Genomic DNA, 18,399 nt, shown 5'->3' on the forward strand with positions numbered 1-18,399 from the left:
GCGGAGACGTTTGAAGTAGCTTTACAAACCAAAAGTACGCGGAATCCGGCAGTGGCTGGATGGTGGAGTATTAGCCCTTGGCTTGGGAGGCGGAAAGTCGGCTGGCCGTAGCAGCCGCCTCTTTTGCCGCTCCCGAAGCAGAGAGCTTGTCAGCTTTCCGCGGCTATTTGCATCGTCACTTTATTTCCCTTCTTTCTTCTCACGCATGCAACACTCGTACATTTCCCGCTGGCACCGATTGGCGCTGGTAGCAACCCTCGGCCTTTTCGGCACGGCGGCTCATGCTCAGACGCCGGTCAACTTCACGGGCGCCGCTTATACCCAGAACTTCGATGTTCTCACGCCGACCGGCACTACCTATCCCGACGGCTGGGCAGGCATCCGACTGGCCGGAACCGGTGCCGCCAACGCCCCGCTTCCCCCCACGGTACTAACCAGCAGCAGCACTTCGGGCGCAGTCTACAATGCCGGTGACGCCACCGACAACGACCGGGCGCTTGGCAGCTTGGCGTCAGCCTCTACGGCACCAGCTTTTGGCGCGGCGTTTCTCAACCAGACCGGTGCTGCCGTCACGCAGCTGACTCTAGCGGGCCGCGCTGAGCAGTGGCGGTCCAGCTCCAGTGCCACCATCAACGAAAGCCTGGTTTTTGAATACAGCCTCGATGCCACCAGCCTCAGCAGCGGCACCTGGACGGCGGTTTCCGCCCTCGATATTCAGGAGCTAGCCACTGCCACTACTATGGCGGGCCCGCTGAATGGCAACGACGCAGCCAACTCAGCGGCCATCACGGCCTCGCTCACGCTGAACTGGCCCAGCAACACCACGATATGGATTCGCTGGAAAGACACCGACAACACGGGCTCCGACGCCTTGCTGGCCCTCGACAATTTCACGCTCTCGACGGCCACGGCCCCCACGACGCCCGCCGTGTCGTTTGGCGCGGCTTCGGCTACGGTCAACGAAAACGCGGGCACTATCCAGATTCCGGTGCGCCTGAGCGCGGCGAGCACCCAGGCCATTACCGTTGACGTGGTGCTGGCCACGCCGGCCGGTACCGCCACCGCCCCCGCCGACTACACCTACACCACCCAAACCGTTACGTTCCCGGCCAATACTACGGCCGCCCAAAACGTGAATCTGGCCATCGTGGATGATGCCGTAGCGGAAGCCAGCGAGACGATTATTCTGGGCTTGCAAAACGTGCTGCCCGCCAGCGCGGCTACCATCGCCACTGGTAACTATACCATCACCATTACCGACAACGACACGCCCACCGGCCCCACGGTTTCCACGGTTGCGGCTCTGACCGTGAACGACGCGGCCGGCGTACCAACCCAGAACACGCAGGTGGTTTCGGCGCGCGGCACGGTGTACGGCGTAAACCAGCGCACGGCTGGCAATCAGTTCACGCTCATCGACAACACGGGCGGCATCGGCCTGTTCTCGTCGGCTGCCATTGGCACCACTACGCTGCTGGAAGGCGACTCCGTGTTGGTAACCGGCACGCTCGGCCAGTTTAATGGCCTGACGCAAATCACGCTCACCGACATTACGGCCCTGGGCCGCGCCCGCCGCACCTATTTGCCGCGCGCCGTAACCGCCGCTCTCACCGAAAACGAGGAGTCGGAGCTGATTACTACGGCCACGCCCGTAACGCTCGTAACGCCTAGCCAGTGGACCGGCGCCGCTACCGCTTACAACGTAGACGTGGTGACGGCCGGTGGCATTACTTACCAGGTGCGCATCCCGGCTAATTCTGACTTCGCCGGCAAGCCCGCTCCCACCACGTCTTTCCGGCTCACGGGCATCGGCGGGCAGTTCGACAACATGACGCCCTACACCGAAGGCTACCAGATCATTCCGCGACGCTACGCCGATTTGGCGTTTGTGCAGAGCGCCGCAGAGCCGGCTTTCGCCAAGGCAGTGGCGCTGTATCCTAACCCGGCTACCAACCAGCTCACGCTGCGGGTAGACGGGGCTGGCCGCGGTGCGCAGGTGGAAATCCTGAACGCACTGGGCCAGGTGGTCAGCCGCTCGGTGGCTGCTTCGGAGGTTTCCACCCTGAACGTGGCTTCGCTGAAGGCCGGCGTATACGCCGTGCGCCTCACCACCAAGGAAGGCAGCGCGACTCGCCGCTTCGTGAAGCAGTAGAAGCAAGTCTGCTCTCTTACTGAAAAGGCTCCGGCATTGCGCCGGGGCCTTTTTTATGGTCTGAATTCGCCGGTCCGTTCCGAATGCAGGGTCTCAAAAAACCTGAGTGGCGACGTAGCCGCGTAGCGGCGGAAGGTTTGTAGAACGCCAAGCCTACAACGCCCCCGCGCCGCGTAGCGGTGCCAGATGGGCGGGTGCCTCTGGCACCGCTACGCGGCGCTACCTCCGGACCGGCCGGAGGCTACAAACCTTACGCCGCTACGCGGCTACGGCGTAGCTTGGGTTAACAAGATGAAACCGAACCGGCGCCAGCTCCGTCGGACGGCCCGGAAGTCGTGTCGGAGCCTCGGGAAGCCTGTCGGAGCGCCCGGAAACGCCGTCGGAAGCTCCGGCGCCTTTGTCGGAGCACCCAGAAATCGTGTTGGAAGCCCTGGGGTCTTCGCCGGAGCACCCAGAAATCGTGTTGGGAGCATTGGGACCTTCGCCGGAGTGCTCGGAAATCGTGTTGGGAGCATTGAGGTCTTCGCCGGAGTGCTCGGAAACTTTGTCGGAGGCAACCTCTGGCACAAAAACCACGAAGACTATGGCAGTTGTCTGGCGCAAGGGCTACCTTGCCCCGCTCTTTCAACATTCTAGTACGCTCTCCCCGTTTTTCACCTAACCCCTTGTTTTGACATGGCCGCCACGCTGATTCGCATTCACCCCGACAACCCGCCCCAAAACCGTATTCAGCAAGTCGTGGAGGTGTTGCGCAAAGGGGGCATCATCATTTACCCCACCGACACGGTGTATGGCATCGGCTGCGACATTCACAACGCGAAGGCGGTGGAAAAGCTTTGCCGCATCAAAGGGCTGAACCCCGAGAAGGCCAACCTGAGCTTTATCTGCTCCGACCTCTCGCACATTTCCGACTACGCCCACGGCATCACCACGCCCACCTACAAAGTCATCAAACGCGCCTTGCCGGGGCCGTTTACTTTCATCTTCGAAGCCAGCTCCAAAGCTCCGCGTCAGGGCGGCCGCCAGCGCAAAACCGTGGGCATCCGCGTCCCCGACAATCAAATCATCATTCAATTGGTGAAGGAACTCGGCAACCCCATCGTCAGCACCTCGGTGCGGGAAGATGAAAACACGCTCGAAGAATACGTCACCGACCCGGACCTCATCTATGAGAAGTACCGCGCCATGGTTGACATTGTAATCGACGGCGGTTTCGGCGGCAACATCCCCAGCACCATCATCGACTGCACCAACGACGACTTCGAGCTAGTCCGTCAAGGCGCTGGCGACATCGAGCAGTATTTGTAATTAAATGGCTGCATGGCTTAATGGTTAAATGGTTGGTCGTTCTGATGCGTGCATTTAGAACGACCAACCATTTAACCATTCCTCTTATGTTTCCACCTTCTGTGCGACCATAGATATTCGGGTGGGGCAGCTTGAATGTCGCGCTCCAGTTGGCGGGCAAAGGCTTCGGTGAGGGAATGCTCGTTGGCGGGCAGCGGCGTGTCGCCGTCGTGCAGTTCGGTGAGGGTGATATCGTAGTAGCCGCGCCGCACGCGCCGAATGCCCACGTACACGACGGGACACTGAAACTGCCGGGCCAGGCGGTCGGCGCCGGTGTAGAAGGGCGTGTCTTGGTGCAGAAAGGTGGTCCAGTAAGGGTGGTCTTCCGGGCCGGCGGCTTGGTCGGTGAGCAAGGCCAGTGTGCGGCCTGTACGGCGGTGCCGTACCATGTCGCGCAAGGTGGAGAGCATGGGCACCAGCCCGGCCCCGGTGCCGGTGCGTAACTGGTGCATGAAGTCCTCGAAAAAGGGATTCTGAAGCGGCTTGTACACTCCATTAGCCCGCCCCGGCAAATACAGCTCCGCCGACGACAAAATCCACTCCCAGTTGCCCATATGTGAGCCAAGCGTGAGCACGGTACGGTTTTTCTCGAACAGCCGCTCCAGCACCTCCGGGTTACGGAACCGGGCCCGTTGCTTCAATTCCGCCGGCTGCATGGCGAGAAGCTTGAGAATTTCCACTATCACTTGCGCGAAATGTCGGTAGAACCGCCGCTGAATGCTTCGGACTTCAGTCTCGGATTTCTCTGGGAAGGAATTGCGCAAATTTTCCAGCACCACGCGCTGCCGATACCGCAGCACGTACGCCAGTAAAAAGTAAATGACTTCCGCCAACCCGTACAACACGGCTAGCGGCAGCCGGGCCACGGCCCGTAGCAGCCAGCCCAACGGCCGGAAATACCAGGCGTACGGTTTAGGCGTGTAGTAATTCATCGGGCAGGACCCGCCCCGGCCGGAGCGTATTCATCGGGAGCCCGACGCACCGCGGCCGTTTGCGTAGTCAGAAGTTGGTTTTTGGGGTCGCGCACTTCCACCGTCAACGTGTAATCACCGGCGGGTAGCTTGCTCAAGTCCAGCTCGCCAAGCACCGGCGCGGGCCGGCCGGCTTGTCCCCGCACTGTGCCGGAACCAGTCACGGCATCGGTTTTGGCTTTGGCTGGCCGCAGGCGGTAGCGTACTATCAGGCTTTGGTCGGGAGCGAGATTATATAGCTCAGCATACAGCCAAAGCCGGTCGGCGCCGCGGGCGTAAAGGCCACCCGGGGCGCGAGTCAGGCTGTAGCCGCCGCGGCTGAAGTTGCTGGCTTCGGCGCCGCGTGCCGCTGGTTTGGCAAGCAGCACTATGTCGCTCAACGCAGCCTTGACGCCTACCGAAGCCAGGATGAGTGGCTGCTCCACGAGACTTTGTTGGCCCGTGTGGTACTGGTCGCGCACGAGGCCGCGTAGGGTATACTCACCGTCGGGCAGCACGAGGCGCTTCTGGAAGCTGAGCGGGTTTTTGATAACGGCCGTAGTGTCGCTGAGCACGGGCGGCTTGAGCGTAATAGTTTCCTGGTACACCGCCTGCCCGTTGGGCTGAATGACTTCCAGCGTAAGCACGGCCGCCGCCTGGTACATCTTGGGCGCCCGGCGCATATACCGCAACGATTTCCCCGACACGGTGGCGTACAGTTCCACCACGCTACCTTTGATGGCCACATCTTCATTGCGAAAGCGCGCCGCATCGAGCTGGAGCATGGGCAAAGCAGCTTTGGCCGCTGGAGTTAGCGGCGGCAGAAGCAGAAGCAAAAGCAGAAAAAGTACGCGCATAGTGTCAGTTTGACGGACAAAGGTAAAACAGCCGAAAGCACGGCACTATGAGTGCAGCGTCTTTCCGTGCTCCATGATACCTAAATAGCGCTGTTGAGTTGGACCTATTTTGAGCCAGACCGATCCTGTTTCGGGAATGTAGCACGCCAAGGTAGGCTAGTGTGGCGCTAGTTTTTATCTTGCCCGCCGCGCTGTTCGCACGCTTTTTGTGTGCCACGCAGCGTTCCTGTCTTCGGGAAGCCTGCGCCATCTACTTTATGCCTGTCGTTCTATTTGAGTCTCAATACAACCCGCCCAGTGTTTTCTTCGCGCACTTGCTTGGAGCCGAAGCACTGTGGCTGGAGGCGCAGGAGCACTACCGCAAACAGACCTACCGGAACCGCTGCCTCATTCTCACGGCGCAAGGCGTACAGCCTCTGACAGTGCCCGTGATAGATGGCAACCGCAGCGAAAAAGTGAAAACCTCGGAGCTGGAAATTGACTACCGCCAAAACTGGGTCCATCGGCACTGGCGCACCTTGCAAACTGCCTATGGTGGAACCCCGTATTTCGAGTACTACGCCGACTACCTGCACGACATTTACGTACAAAAGCCTCGGCTGCTATTCGAACTCAATCTGACCCTGTTGCAGTTCTACCTCCGCTGTTTGCGGCTGCGGCTGCCCATCAAGCTGACCACTGAATACTTGCCTTTTCACCCTGGTGCTTCCGCGCCATCAGCCACACTTAAGCCTCTCCAGGATTGCCGTGACTATCTGACACCTAAAGCGGCCGGCAGCGCCGAACCTGACAGGAAGTCGGTTCTACCCTACCCGCAAACGTTTGGTAAAGATTTTGTACCCGGGCTCAGCATCTTAGACCTGCTTTTTATGCAGGGCCCGGCCGCCGGCAGTTTTCTCTCGTAGTCCTATTTGCCGCCTCCGAACCTTCGCCCGAACGAATCTGTTTTCAGATTATATCGGCCCAACCCGCAATACAAGCCTACAGTACCATTGCGGGGTACCGTTTTTCTTCACTACCTTATCTGCATGGAAGCTAAATTCTCAAATCGAGTCAAAGAGGTCATCTCTCTGAGCCGGGAGGAGGCAATCCGGCTCGGGCACGATTATATCGGCACCGAACACCTGTTGCTGGGCATGATTCGCGAAGGGGAAGGCACGGCCATTGGTTTGCTCAAAAAATTGGGCGTATCCGTGGACGAGCTTAAATACGCCCTCGAGCAAGCCACCCGTAATACGGCCACGCAGGGCACGAGCATCACCGGCTCGATTCCCCTGACGAAACAGACCGAGAAAGTCCTCAAGATTACCTACCTCGAAGCCAAAATCTTCAAAAGCGAAATTATCGGCACGGAGCACCTACTGCTGTCGATTCTGCGTGATGAAGACAACATTTCGTCTCAAATCCTCAGCAAATTCAACGTGAACTACGAATCCGTGCGCGATTCGCTGGATTACCACGGTAACACGGCGAACAACCCCACCTCCGGCCCCGAAGCCGACGACGACGACAACGACCGCCTCTTTGGGAGCCAAGGCCGCGGCGGCACTGGTGCCGGCGCCGGTGCGGCAGCCCGGAAAGGGGCCGAAAAATCGCGTACTCCCGTACTCGACAACTTCGGCCGCGACCTCACCAAGCTGGCTGAGGAAGACAAGCTCGACCCCATTGTAGGCCGTGAGAAGGAAATTGAGCGCGTTGCTCAGATTCTAAGCCGCCGCAAAAAGAACAACCCCATTCTGATTGGTGAGCCCGGCGTTGGTAAAACGGCTATTGCCGAAGGCCTCGCCCTACGCATCATTCAGAAGAAAGTAAGTCGGGTGTTGTTCGGCAAGCGCGTCGTGACGCTCGACCTTGCTTCGCTGGTAGCTGGTACCAAGTACCGCGGTCAGTTTGAGGAGCGCATGAAGGCTGTGATGAACGAGCTGGAGAAGTCGCCCGACGTGATTCTGTTCATTGACGAGTTGCACACGATTGTGGGCGCTGGTGGTGCTTCGGGCTCGCTCGACGCTTCCAACATGTTCAAGCCGGCGTTGGCCCGCGGCGAAATTCAATGCATCGGCGCTACCACGCTGGACGAGTATCGTCAGTACATCGAGAAAGACGGTGCCTTGGCTCGTCGGTTCCAGATGGTAATGGTGGACCCCACCACGCCGGAGGAGACCATCGAAATCCTGCACAATATCAAAGACAAGTATCAGGACCACCACCACGTCCTGTACACCGACAAAGCCATTGAGGCTTGTGTGAAACTGTCGGACCGCTACATGTCGGACCGTTTCCTGCCGGACAAAGCCATCGACATTCTCGATGAAGCTGGTGCGCGCGTGCACATCAACAACATCATCGTGCCCGAGGATATTCTCAAGCTCGAAGAGCAGATCGAGAACATCAAGGTGGAGAAAAACCGGGTGGTAAAATCGCAGAAATACGAGGAAGCCGCCAAACTCCGCGACACGGAAAAGAAGCTCATTGATCAACTCGACCAGGCTAAGAAGGACTGGGAAGAGGAGACCAAGAAGAAGCGCTACACCGTGAAGGAAGAGAACGTGGCCGAGGTAATTGCTATGATGACTGGCATCCCGGTTTCGCGGGTGGCGCAAAACGAAAGCGCCAAGCTGCTCAACATGGGCGAAGATCTACAAGGCAAGGTGATTGGGCAGGACAAGGCCATCAAGCAATTGGTGAAAGCCATCCAGCGCACTCGCGTGGGCCTGAAAGACCCCAAGAAGCCTATCGGCTCGTTCGTGTTCCTGGGCCCGACCGGCGTAGGTAAAACCGAGCTAGCCAAGGTGCTGGCTACTTACCTCTTCGATAAGGAAGATTCGCTCGTGCGCATCGATATGTCGGAGTACATGGAGAAGTTCAGCGTGTCGCGCCTCGTGGGCGCGCCTCCCGGCTACGTGGGTTACGAAGAAGGCGGCCAGCTGACGGAGAAAATCCGCCGCAAGCCCTATTCCGTCATCCTGCTTGACGAGATTGAGAAGGCTCACCCCGACGTGTATAACTTGCTTCTGCAAGTACTCGACGATGGTATCCTGACCGACGGTCTGGGCCGCAAGGTGGACTTCCGCAACACCATCATCATCATGACCTCCAACATTGGAGCGCGTGATCTGGCTGACTTCGGCGCCGGCATCGGTTTCGGCACTAAGGCTCGTACCGAGAACATGGACGAGCTGACGAAGGGTACCATCACCAACGCCCTGCGCAAGACCTTCTCGCCGGAGTTCCTCAACCGTTTGGATGATGTGATTGTCTTCAACTCGCTGGAGAAAAAAGACATCCACCGCATCATCGACATCAGCCTCAGCAAGCTGCTCTCGCGCATCCAAACCTTGGGCTACCGCGTGGAGCTGACCGAAGCCGCCAAGGACTTCGTGGCCGAGAAAGGCTACGACCCCAAATTCGGCGCTCGTCCGCTGAACCGGGCCATCCAGAAGTACATCGAAGACCCGATTGCGGAGGAAATTCTGAAGGCGGAAATTGCTCAGGGTGACGTCATCACGGCCGACTACACGGAAGGTGCTGAAGAGTTGACCTTCGCGGTGAGCAAGAGCGGCGAAAAGCCTAATCTTGCCAGCGACGAACGGCCAGCCGAAGCGCCCGAGCCGGACGACAGCACGGATAAGAAGAAAGGCGAGTAATCGTCTGAAGTAAATGAATAGAAACGGCCGGCTCCTGCGAAGGAGCCGGCCGTTTGTTATGCCAGGCGCTATTGATTGTCGTCGTCTTCCTTTCGGTATCCTTCATAGTAATAGGACTGCTCTATTCCTTTAAAAATAATTTCCCGATTGTCGATGTCATCAGTCAAGTTAGCTTGAAGCAACGTTCGTAATTCTAAGTCGTTGACCGGGCTGCGCTCCATTGCCTGCAAATACAAAGTTTTATCCACGTGTTGCCAGTCAACCACTTTCTTCAGTCTTGTGCGCAATATCATATCCAGCCAGATGCGCATCGTTCGGCCGTTGCCTTCCATGAACGGATGCGCAATGTTCATCTCTACATACTTGGCAATTACTTCCTCGAAAGTGTTTTCCGGCATCTGCTCAATCTTCACCAGAATTTCCCTCAGGTATAGCGCAGTAGCAAACCTAAAGCCGCCTTTGGATATGTTTAACATGCGTAATTGGCCGGCGAAATCGTAAAGCCCGGCAAACAAATACTGGTGGATCTGCCGCAATCCTTCGGTCGTGCCGGGAATAATTTTGTAAATGTCGCCGGACTCGAATAAACGGTAGGCATTTTGTAGACTTATCTTATCTATATTCTTCATACCAATCTGATAAAAACGAGCCGCTAGCTGTTCATGAGCCCAAAGACTCGTTTGATTCCTCGAGTTGAGTGCTTGCTTCAAAAATACCTAAGTCAGCCTGCTTTCACAAGCTACAAGCAGCCCAACCTTGCCAGCCACGAGCGGCCTGCCGAAGCACCCGAGCCCGACGACAGCACGGATAAGAAGAAGGGCGAGTAATCATCTGAGGTGACTGAACAGAAACGGCCAGTTCCTGCGAAGGAGCCGGCCGTTTTATATTCTACCTTGTGAGAATGTACAAATTACTCCTTCTCGCGCCTTTCTGTTTTATAGCACACAGTGCTCTGGCTCAAACGAGCTTACCATATGACCCCAAGCTTATCACTATTGACTACGAAAATACCAAACGTAGTGATCTTACTGTTGATCAACGAGGAGTTGGTAGAGTGTATTCGCTATAGAAAACTAGCGAAGATGATCCCGTTGTAGAGCTATTCGGTATTCAAGACAAAGAGGGTATAGTTTACTGGCTAGATAATAAGCAACATACGCTTACAGCTTATCGGGAGGCAGTCCTTATTTGGCGGGTAGATTTGACCCATCATTGGGTCACCCTACATAGTACCAACGTTCACTCCATGTGGTTGCGAGGTCCACTCATTTGGGTTTCCTGCCACGTTTGCGCTGTTGGATTTAATCGAAATACAGGAAAAGGACAAAGTGGTGGCTGTGACTGAATGCTTTGATGCCATATCCGCAAAACTGGTTCGACTTTTCTTTACCGGTGCGTTACCTTTGGCCTCCTGACCTAAGTAGCTACATAGACTTCCCCAAGCCCACCCCGCATGTCCGACCCGCACGCTGAAGCCCAACTGAGCAAACTCGAAATCCTCGAACGTAAAAATGCCGAAGCCCTGCTCGGTGGCGGCCAGGCCCGCATCGACGCCCAGCACAAGAAAGGCAAGCTCACCGCCCGCGAACGGGTGGATTTGTTGCTCGATGAAGGCTCGTTTGAGGAAATCGGTAAGTTCGTTATGCACCGCTCCAAGGACTTCGGCCTCGACAAAGAATACTACCTCGGCGACGGTGTAATAACGGGCTACGGCACGGTGAACGGCCGGCTAGTGTACGTGTTTTCGCAGGATTTCACGGTGTTTGGCGGTTCCTTGAGCGAGACGCACGCCGAGAAAATCGTGAAGATTATGGACCTCGCCATGAAGAACGGGGCCCCAGTTATTGGCCTCAATGATTCGGGTGGCGCACGGATTCAGGAAGGCGTGGTGAGCCTTGGCGGCTACGCCGATATCTTCTATAAGAATACGCTGGCGTCGGGTGTGGTACCGCAGCTGTCGGCCATTATGGGGCCGTGCGCGGGCGGCGCGGTGTACTCGCCAGCCATTACGGATTTTATTCTGATGGTGGAAGACACGAGCTATATGTTCGTGACGGGTCCCAACGTGGTGAAGACCGTAACCCACGAAAACGTGACCAGTGAGGAGCTAGGTGGGGCCAGCACGCACTCAGCCAAAAGCGGCGTAACGCACTTTTCTTGCGCCAACGAAGTAGCCTGCATCAACCACCTCAAGCAGTTACTGAGCTACATGCCCCAGAACTGCGAAGAAACTGCTCCCGCCGTACCTTACGAAACCAGCGGCGACGAATCGCGGCTGGTGTTGGACAGCATCATCCCCGAAAACCCCAACCAGCCCTACGACATGCGGGAAGTGATTGAGGGGATTATTGATGCCGATACTTTCCTGGAAGTACACCAGAATTTCGCGGAGAATATCGTGGTGGGTTTTGCTCGCCTCGGGGGCCGCAACATTGGCATCGTGGGCAACCAGCCGGCCGTTTTGGCTGGTGTGCTCGACATCAATGCCAGCACCAAGGCGGCCCGTTTCGTGCGGTTCTGTGATTCCTTCAACATTCCGCTGCTGGTACTGGAAGACGTACCTGGCTTCCTGCCCGGCACCGACCAGGAATGGCGTGGCATCATCACCAACGGAGCTAAGCTGCTGTACGCTTTCTGCGAAGCTACCGTGCCGCGCATTACGGTTATCACCCGCAAAGCCTACGGTGGCGCCTACGACGTAATGAACTCCAAGCACATCGGCGCCGACATGAACTACGCCTGGCCCACTGCCGAAATTGCGGTAATGGGTGCGAAGGGAGCAGCTGAAATTATTTTCAAGCGCGAAATAGCGCAGGCCGTCGACCCCGAAGCCAAGCTACAGGAGAAGGTAGACGAGTACCAGCAGAAGTTTGCTACGCCTTACCGTGCCGCCCACCGGGGTTTCGTGGATGAGGTGATTTTGCCCTCGCAAACGCGCCAGAAGCTAATTCGCGCATTTAAGATGCTGGAAAACAAAGTAGACACGCTGCCACGTAAGAAGCACGGAAACATTCCGCTGTAGTTTGTTATTCCGAGCAGCGCGAGGAATCTGATATACTCCCACTGCTCTCGTTTTCAAAACATGACGCGCAGCAAGATAGTATCAGGTTTTTCACTACGTTCGAAATGATAAATAGTATGCGCCAGGAAAGCTTCGACTTCCTTCAGAAGTACCTCAATAACCCCTCCCCCACCGGCTTCGAGAAAGAAGGCCAGAAAATTTGGCTTGACTACATCCGGCCTTACATCGACGAGTACTTCGTGGACACCTACGGCACAGTGGTGGGTGTTATCAACCCGGAGGCGAAATACAAGGTGGTGATTGAGGCGCATGCCGACGAAATCAGCTACTTCGTTAATTACATCACCAAGGAAGGCTACCTCTACCTGCGCCGCAACGGCGGCTCCGACCCGCTGGTAGCCCCAAGCAAACGGGTGAACATCCACACCAACAAAGGCATCGTGAAAGCGGTGTTTGGCTGGCCGGCCATCCACGTGCGCAAGGTGGAACAAGACAAAGCGCCAACCATTGAAACGGTGTTTTTGGATTGCGGCGCTTCGTCGGCGGAGGAAGTGGAGGCGATGGGCATTCACGTGGGCTCGGTCGTCACGTTCGAGGACGAGTTCATGGTGATGAACGAGAAGTTCTACGTGGGCCGCGCCCTCGACAACCGCGTGGGCGGCTTCATGATTGCGGAAGTGGCGCGCATGCTCAAGGAAAACAGCAAGACCTTGCCCTTCGGCCTCTACATCGTGAATGCAGTGCAGGAGGAAATCGGCCTGCGCGGGGCCGAAATGGTGGCGCACCGCATCAACCCCGACGTAGCCATTATCACCGACGTGACGCACGACACACAGTCGCCGATGTACGAGAAGAAGACTTCTGGCGACATTTTCTGCGGCAAGGGCCCGGTAATTACTTACGGCCCGGCTGTCCAAAATAACCTGCGCGACCTTATCATCCGAACGTCCCACGAGGCGGAAATTCCGTTCCAGCGCGCCGCCGCCACTCGCGCTACCGGCACCGACACCGACGCCTTCGCCTACTCCGGTGCCGGCGTAGCATCGGCCCTGATTTCTCTGCCGCTCAAGTACATGCACACCACCGTAGAAACCGTGCACCAGGAAGACGTAGACAACGTAACCAGACTCATTTACGAGACCCTCCTTCGCATCGAAGACAACCACGATTTCCGCTACTTCACCTGATCACGGATTAGCGCAGATTTTAACGGATTGCACGGATTTTGTGAAAAGCAGCAATGCCACAGCCTTGGGTTGTGGCATTGCTATTTTGACTTTGCTCCTACTTAGCTAACAGCTTCACTTATCTCGCCGGATACTCCGTATAGCTTGTCTATACTAAAGCTTTATCACGGCTCTTTAAACCATCCACAAAATCTGTGAACCCCGAAAACCCAGTCGAATCCGTGGTCCCGTTGACCGTCACTGACCAAATGAACCGGCGCGTGGCGGTACCGTTTCCGCCGGGCCGCATTGTATCATTGGTGCCTTCGCAGACGGAGTTGCTGTTTGATTTGGGCTTGGGCGAGCGGGTGGTGGGTGTCACGAAGTTTTGCATCCACCCGGCGCAGGCTCGCAAGCAAGCTACGATTGTTGGTGGAACTAAGAACTTTGATTTCGACAAGATAGCCGCGCTCAAACCTGACCTCATCCTCGGCAACAAAGAAGAAAACTATCAGGAAGGCATCGAACAGTTGGCAGCGCAATTTCCAGTCTGGATGAGCGACATCAGTACGCTAGCCGCGGCGCTAGACATGATTCGGCGCGTGGGGCTTATCTGCGGGTGCAAGGAGAAAGCCGAGTTGCTAGCCGCGCAAATCAACAAGTCGTTTCAGGCGCTACCAGAATTGGCGGAACTGCTGCCCGCAGCGTATTTTATCTGGCGTAAGCCGTATATGGTGGCCGGCGCGGGTACTTTTATTGATGATATGCTGCAGCGAGCGGGCTTTCATAACGTATTTGGGAGCCTCGCACGCTACCCCGAAATAACACCCGAGCAGCTACGGGTGGCGGCTCCACAGCGCATTCTGCTGTCGTCGGAGCCGTATCCGTTCGGCGAAAAGCATGTGGCCGAGTTTCAGGTGCTGTGCCCAGAGGCAGAAATTCAGGTTGTTGATGGGGAGTTGTTCAGTTGGTACGGGAGCCGACTGCTGCATTCGGCAGCGTATTTCCAAACCCTGTAGCGTACAGGGCCACATCCTAGCTCACCGAAAAGCCGGCTTTCTCTAGCTCAGCCCAAAACTGCGGGTACGATTTGCGCACTACTTGCGGCGCTTCAATGGTGAGCGAGCCGCGCAACGCCAACGGCGCGAAGGCCATAGCCATCCGGTGGTCGTGGTATGTGGCAACGGTCTGTCCGGCTACCTGAAACTGGCTGGAGCTGATGCGGAACTGGCCTTCCGTTTCCTCGGTGAGAAAGGCGCCGAAGTTGGCCAACTCCGTTTGCAGCGCGAAAATTCGGTCCGTTTCCTTGATGCGCAAACTCTCCAGGCCCGTCATCAACACGGACACGCCGAGCGCCGCCGCCACTACGGCCACGGTTTGAGCCAGGTCGGGGCAGTCGGTGAAGTCTTGCGTGAATTCTGTGGTGGTGCCGGTTTGCATCAGGCGCACGCCATCGGCTAGGAATTCGGTGGCCACGCCCAGCTTTTCCATGATGGCCACAATGGCTTGGTCGCCCTGCCAGGAGTAGTGGCGCAGGCCAGGCAGCGTAAGCGAAGAGCCCGTCGGCGCCAGCGCCACCATAGCGTACCAATAACTGGCCGCCGACCAATCGGCTTCTATAGTGTAGTCGGTGGGCCGATAGTGACCAGGCCGGGCTTCCAGCACCGTGCCCAAGTCGCGGCAGTTGCCCCCGAAGTGTTGCATCAAGGCCAACGTCATGCGGATGTAAGGCCGGGACCCGACCTTGCCAGTTAGACGCAGACGCAGGCCGCCGGGCAGCGTGGGGCCTATCATGAGCAGCGCGGAAATGTACTGGCTGCTTATGTCGCCGCGCACCGTCAGTTCGTTCAGGCCGTCGGGCGCCTCATCCGTTTCGGCCGAGTGCCAGCCATTTAGGTGCAGCGGCGGATAGCCTTCTTCCTTCTCATACCGAATATCCGCCCCTAGCTCACGTAGCGCGTCCACCAACACCCCAATGGGCCGCTGCTGCATCCGGGCTGTGCCAGTGAGTTGGGCGTGGCTGTTGGTAGCGGACAGGTAAGCCGTGAGGAAGCGCATAACGGTGCCTGCGTCTTCAGCATCGAATTGCGCGGCCGCGGGATTGGCTAGCAGGCGCTCCATGAGCTGGGTATCGTTGGCGTCGGAAAGGTTGGCCAGGGTGCCGCCGCCCGCTAAGGCCCGCAGAATGAGGGCCCGGTTGCTTTCACTTTTCGAAGCCGGTAGCTGAGCAGTCCCGCGCAAGGGCAGGCCACTCCACAGAAGCGTGAGGGAAGAGTTGATAACGGAGAAGCGTATATCACCAAGCAAAAGCCCGATGACGTGTGAAACAATACGTGTGGCTACGACGCGAACATAAGAGAAGCTGCGCTACAACCGATGATAATAGCGAAGCGAATCGGCCAACTCTTGGATGGTCACTGGCTGGTCGTAGATGCCTTGGCCGATGCCTTGCAACAGGGTGCAGTTGATGATGGAACCAGCATTTTTCTTGTCCTGCCAGGCGTACTCAGCTATGGCTTCGGTTTCCAGAAGCACAAACTGCACCTTCTCAAACACCGAAAACAGAAACGTCTCTATCTGGTCCAGCGCCTCGGCACTGAGCAGTCCTCGCTGCACCGACAGCCACGCCTCGCACACCATACCAGCCGCTACGGCCTCGCCGTGCAGGATTTCGCGGCCGGGCTGCACGAGCAGGTAGCTTTCCAGCGCGTGGCCCACGGTATGACCAAAGTTGAGCAGCTTGCGCGGACCGGCCTCCAGCGGGTCCTGGGCTACAATGCTCTGCTTAAGCGCCACAGATGCCTGAATCGTCGCCGTCCAGCCGTCTACGAACATGCCCGTGCGGCGCTGCTCCTGAAAAGCTGCCGCGTCGGCAATGAGGCTGTGTTTCACGATTTCCGCGTAGCCGGACTTGAGTTGGCGCGGGTCGAGGGTGCGCAAAAATTGCGGGTCTATGCACACGGCGGCCGGCTCTTGAAATATGCCCAACTGGTTTTTGAAGCCTTGAAAATCCACGCCGGTTTTGCCGCCCACGCTGGCATCTACCTGCGCCAGCAGTGTGGTAGGCACTTGCACAAACTGAATTCCGCGCTTATATAATGCCGCGCAAAAACCTCCCAAATCCGTGAGTACGCCGCCGCCCAGATTTACCAGCACCGCAAACCTGTCGGCGCGCCGTTTGGTCATTTCGCTCCACACCACTTCGCAAGAAGCCAGCGTTTTGGCTTCTTCCCCGGCCGGCAATTCAATAACTGTGTGCGCGGCCGGCAAGTACGGCTGCAACAGCGGGTAACACAGCTGGCCTGTATTAGTATCCGTGAGCACAAATACTTGGCTCACGGCCGGACGGCGTAACAGCTCGGCCAGTTCAGTGAGGGCCTTGGGTCCGAAGAATACGGTGCTATTCAAGACTGGCTGGTTTTCTGGTTAGGTGAAATAATCCAAAGCAGATTATCATCAAAGTTGCCGCGTGGCCAACTGCAAAAGTAGAATGCTTTGGTGCAACCTCCTGGACAAGTCCTTACTCCTACGAACGGCACACCTGTTAAATGTCTGTTTTCAATTAACCTTTACTCCTTTGTTTCCCGCCCATGAAACGCTCTTCAACGCTTTTGTTCTTGCTTGGCTTGCTAGGGACAAGTGCCTGTAAGTCTGATAAGGACGTCATTCCAACAGCCATTGTCGGCCGTTGGCAACTCACTCAGCTTGAGTGCTACTGCCCTCCCAATACACCGGTTCCCAACGAAGCAGTAGAGTTTGACGCGGCAGGCAACGCCGTGTTTTATAAAGACGGTCGAGAGGAGTGCCGCGGCACGTATAGGTTCACGGAAGGCAAGTTTTGCGGCAACCCCGAGAATATTTCCGTCATGCGCATCAGCAACCTACCTGGCATTTACGACAACAACATCGCCTACACCTTGGAGCCAACTAAGCTAGTGCTCGACCAGGGCTTATGCACTGATGCTCCTCGCAAAACCTACCGGCGGGAATAAAGCCTCTTACTCCGGCCGCTGCATGATTTCGGTTTGGCGCCGGATGCTTTCCAGATGAATCAGCTTGTACAGTTCGCCCACGAATTTCTCGTTTACGCCCGCCCGATGGGCCCATTCCGGCCGCGACGTAAAAATCTCGTTCCAGCGGTCCAGCTGTAGTATTTTCACGTTGTTTTCCTTCTTGTATTCAGCCAGCTCGGCCACTAGCGCCATTCGCCGGGCCAGGGCTTCAATGATTTCGCGGTCGGCCACGTCCATTTTCTGGCGCAGTTCTTCGGCTTTATTCAGGTAGTCGGCATTATCGGAGGAGCGGTAGCGGTATTGCAATTCCTCTAAAATCTCGCCGAGGCGCTGCGGTGTTACTTGCTGCGCGGCATCGGACAAAGCATGGTCGGGGTCGGGGTGGGTTTCTATCATCAGCCCGTCGTAGTCCAGGTCCAGGGCTTTTTGGGCGATGGGCAGCAGCAGGTCGCGGCGGCCCCCGATGTGGCTAGGGTCGCAGATGAGCGGAATGTGCGGAAAGCGCGTTTTCAATTCGATAGGCAGCATCCAGGTGGGCGCGTTGCGGTACCGCGACGGCGCAAACGTGCTGAAGCCACGGTGAATAGCCGCCAGATCGGTGATGCCGGCGCGCTCCAGCCGCTCCAGCGCCCCAGCCCACAGCGCTACATCGGGGTTCACCGGATTTTTCACCATTACGGGCACGCCGGTTCCCGCCAGCGCGTCGGCCAGTTCCTGCACCGCAAACGGATTAACGGTGGTGCGAGCCCCAATCCACAACACATCAATACCGTGCGCCAGCGCTTCTTCTACGTGGCGCGGCGTGGCTACTTCTATGGTGGTAGGCAGGCCCGTTTCTTCTTTCACGCGGCGCAGCCAAGGCAGCCCCACCGCTCCTACTCCTTCAAACCCGCCCGGCTTGGTGCGGGGCTTCCAAATGCCGGCCCGAAAAAGGTCGACGCGGCCGAGAGCTTGCAGCCCGCGGGCGGTGGTAAGGACCTGTTCTTCGGTTTCGGCGGAGCAAGGACCCGCAATAACTAAAGGATGGCCTTTGGCAGCCAGTAGCCGGGTGAAATAGGTGGTAGGAGCAAGCGGAATTTCCATGAAAACAGGATGCAAAAAAATGAAAGGGCCGGAGCCGAGGCAAAGGTGAATGAAAGGCGACGATACTGCGTTTGTAAAAGCCGGCCAGAGACATAACCTGGTCCGTATAGCCAGGGTTTAACGGCTATATTTGCCTCCCCATCACCCGCCCAAAGCTACCACCCA

General features: G+C 57.1%; 15 protein-coding genes. 8 read left to right on the forward strand and 7 right to left on the reverse strand.

Annotated elements, in window-relative coordinates; all coding sequences use genetic code 11:
• The first annotated feature begins 205 nt into the window (after positions 1–205).
• On the forward strand, positions 206–2,152 hold the full coding sequence (locus ACYSMN_RS18345; protein WP_488925371.1) for a T9SS type A sorting domain-containing protein: 1,947 nt from the start codon (positions 206–208) through the stop codon (positions 2,150–2,152).
• Positions 2,153–2,410: 258 nt separating this feature from the next.
• Here the strand turns inward: ACYSMN_RS18345 and ACYSMN_RS18350 are convergent, their stop codons facing one another.
• A complete protein-coding gene (locus tag ACYSMN_RS18350) occupies positions 2,411–2,719 on the reverse strand; it encodes a hypothetical protein (RefSeq protein ID WP_488925372.1) in 309 nt (102 codons plus the stop codon).
• A 108-nt stretch (positions 2,720–2,827) separates the two neighbouring features.
• Here ACYSMN_RS18350 and ACYSMN_RS18355 point away from each other — a divergent pair, with 108 nt between their 5' ends.
• Positions 2,828–3,460, forward strand: coding sequence for an L-threonylcarbamoyladenylate synthase (locus ACYSMN_RS18355; RefSeq protein WP_488925373.1), 633 nt, complete (start codon positions 2,828–2,830; stop codon positions 3,458–3,460).
• Positions 3,461–3,531: 71 nt separating this feature from the next.
• Here ACYSMN_RS18355 and ACYSMN_RS18360 read toward each other — a convergent pair whose 3' ends face one another.
• Both ACYSMN_RS18360 and ACYSMN_RS18365 read right to left on the reverse strand, forming a co-directional pair.
• Positions 3,532–4,431, reverse strand: a complete 900-nt coding sequence (locus ACYSMN_RS18360) for a lysophospholipid acyltransferase family protein (protein WP_488925374.1) — start codon at positions 4,429–4,431, stop codon at positions 3,532–3,534.
• Complete coding sequence (locus ACYSMN_RS18365; RefSeq protein WP_488925375.1) at positions 4,428–5,306, reverse strand: hypothetical protein; 879 nt, start codon at positions 5,304–5,306, stop codon at positions 4,428–4,430. The genes ACYSMN_RS18360 and ACYSMN_RS18365 overlap by 4 nt, the downstream gene beginning before the upstream one ends.
• Positions 5,307–5,563: 257 nt before the next feature.
• On the opposite strand from ACYSMN_RS18365, the gene ACYSMN_RS18370 reads away from it, so the two are divergent.
• Together ACYSMN_RS18370 and ACYSMN_RS18375 are read left to right on the forward strand one after the other, a co-directional pair.
• Positions 5,564–6,211: a WbqC family protein gene (locus tag ACYSMN_RS18370; RefSeq protein WP_488925376.1), complete on the forward strand. Its 648-nt coding sequence runs from the start codon at positions 5,564–5,566 to the stop codon at positions 6,209–6,211.
• A gap of 123 nt (positions 6,212–6,334) precedes the next feature.
• Positions 6,335–8,950, forward strand: a complete 2,616-nt coding sequence (locus ACYSMN_RS18375) for an ATP-dependent Clp protease ATP-binding subunit (protein ID WP_488925377.1) — start codon at positions 6,335–6,337, stop codon at positions 8,948–8,950.
• A 68-nt stretch (positions 8,951–9,018) separates the two neighbouring features.
• On the opposite strand, the gene fic is transcribed toward ACYSMN_RS18375, so the two are convergent.
• On the reverse strand, positions 9,019–9,660 hold the full coding sequence (gene fic / locus ACYSMN_RS18380) for a protein adenylyltransferase Fic (RefSeq protein WP_488925378.1): 642 nt from the start codon (positions 9,658–9,660) through the stop codon (positions 9,019–9,021).
• 743 nt (positions 9,661–10,403) lie between these two features.
• Between fic and ACYSMN_RS18385 the strand changes: the two genes are divergently transcribed.
• The 3 genes from ACYSMN_RS18385 (at position 10,404) to ACYSMN_RS18395 (ending at position 14,157) form a co-directional block, all read left to right on the forward strand.
• Positions 10,404–11,972 carry an acyl-CoA carboxylase subunit beta gene (locus ACYSMN_RS18385; RefSeq protein WP_488925379.1) on the forward strand — a complete coding sequence of 523 codons (1,569 nt, stop codon included), beginning with the start codon at positions 10,404–10,406 and terminating at the stop codon, positions 11,970–11,972.
• 116 nt (positions 11,973–12,088) lie between these two features.
• Positions 12,089–13,159, forward strand: coding sequence for a M42 family metallopeptidase (locus ACYSMN_RS18390; protein ID WP_488925444.1), 1,071 nt, complete (start codon positions 12,089–12,091; stop codon positions 13,157–13,159).
• A gap of 248 nt (positions 13,160–13,407) precedes the next feature.
• A complete protein-coding gene (locus ACYSMN_RS18395; protein WP_488925445.1) occupies positions 13,408–14,157 on the forward strand; it encodes an ABC transporter substrate-binding protein in 750 nt (249 codons plus the stop codon).
• 16 nt (positions 14,158–14,173) lie between these two features.
• On the opposite strand, the gene ACYSMN_RS18400 is transcribed toward ACYSMN_RS18395, so the two are convergent.
• Positions 14,174–15,445 (reverse strand): 3-phosphoshikimate 1-carboxyvinyltransferase, encoded by a 1,272-nt coding sequence (locus tag ACYSMN_RS18400; protein ID WP_488925380.1) that lies wholly within the window; start codon positions 15,443–15,445, stop codon positions 14,174–14,176.
• 60 nt (positions 15,446–15,505) lie between these two features.
• Complete coding sequence (gene aroB, locus ACYSMN_RS18405) at positions 15,506–16,546, reverse strand: 3-dehydroquinate synthase (protein WP_488925381.1); 1,041 nt, start codon at positions 16,544–16,546, stop codon at positions 15,506–15,508.
• 182 nt (positions 16,547–16,728) lie between these two features.
• Between aroB and ACYSMN_RS18410 the strand changes: the two genes are divergently transcribed.
• Entirely contained in the window at positions 16,729–17,130 is a 402-nt protein-coding gene (locus ACYSMN_RS18410) for a hypothetical protein (RefSeq protein WP_488925382.1), read from the forward strand.
• 6 nt (positions 17,131–17,136) lie between these two features.
• On the opposite strand, the gene ACYSMN_RS18415 is transcribed toward ACYSMN_RS18410, so the two are convergent.
• Entirely contained in the window at positions 17,137–18,234 is a 1,098-nt protein-coding gene (locus ACYSMN_RS18415; protein WP_488925383.1) for a chorismate mutase, read from the reverse strand.
• Positions 18,235–18,399: the final 165 nt, after the last annotated feature.

The sequence above is a fragment of the Hymenobacter sp. M1-2 genome, assembly GCF_057808495.1.

Coding starts and splice junctions, on each gene's coding strand:
- ACYSMN_RS18410 (WP_488925382.1), top strand. CDS start 16,729: ATGAAACGCTCTTCAACGCTTTTGTTCTTGCTTGGCTTGCTAGGGACA.
- ACYSMN_RS18355 (WP_488925373.1), top strand. CDS start 2,828: ATGGCCGCCACGCTGATTCGCATTCACCCCGACAACCCGCCCCAAAAC.
- ACYSMN_RS18375 (WP_488925377.1), top strand. CDS start 6,335: ATGGAAGCTAAATTCTCAAATCGAGTCAAAGAGGTCATCTCTCTGAGC.
- ACYSMN_RS18390 (WP_488925444.1), top strand. CDS start 12,089: ATGCGCCAGGAAAGCTTCGACTTCCTTCAGAAGTACCTCAATAACCCC.
- ACYSMN_RS18415 (WP_488925383.1), bottom strand. CDS start 18,234: ATGGAAATTCCGCTTGCTCCTACCACCTATTTCACCCGGCTACTGGCT.
- ACYSMN_RS18370 (WP_488925376.1), top strand. CDS start 5,564: ATGCCTGTCGTTCTATTTGAGTCTCAATACAACCCGCCCAGTGTTTTC.
- ACYSMN_RS18365 (WP_488925375.1), bottom strand. CDS start 5,306: ATGCGCGTACTTTTTCTGCTTTTGCTTCTGCTTCTGCCGCCGCTAACT.
- ACYSMN_RS18345 (WP_488925371.1), top strand. CDS start 206: ATGCAACACTCGTACATTTCCCGCTGGCACCGATTGGCGCTGGTAGCA.
- ACYSMN_RS18395 (WP_488925445.1), top strand. CDS start 13,408: ATGAACCGGCGCGTGGCGGTACCGTTTCCGCCGGGCCGCATTGTATCA.
- ACYSMN_RS18385 (WP_488925379.1), top strand. CDS start 10,404: ATGTCCGACCCGCACGCTGAAGCCCAACTGAGCAAACTCGAAATCCTC.
- ACYSMN_RS18360 (WP_488925374.1), bottom strand. CDS start 4,431: ATGAATTACTACACGCCTAAACCGTACGCCTGGTATTTCCGGCCGTTG.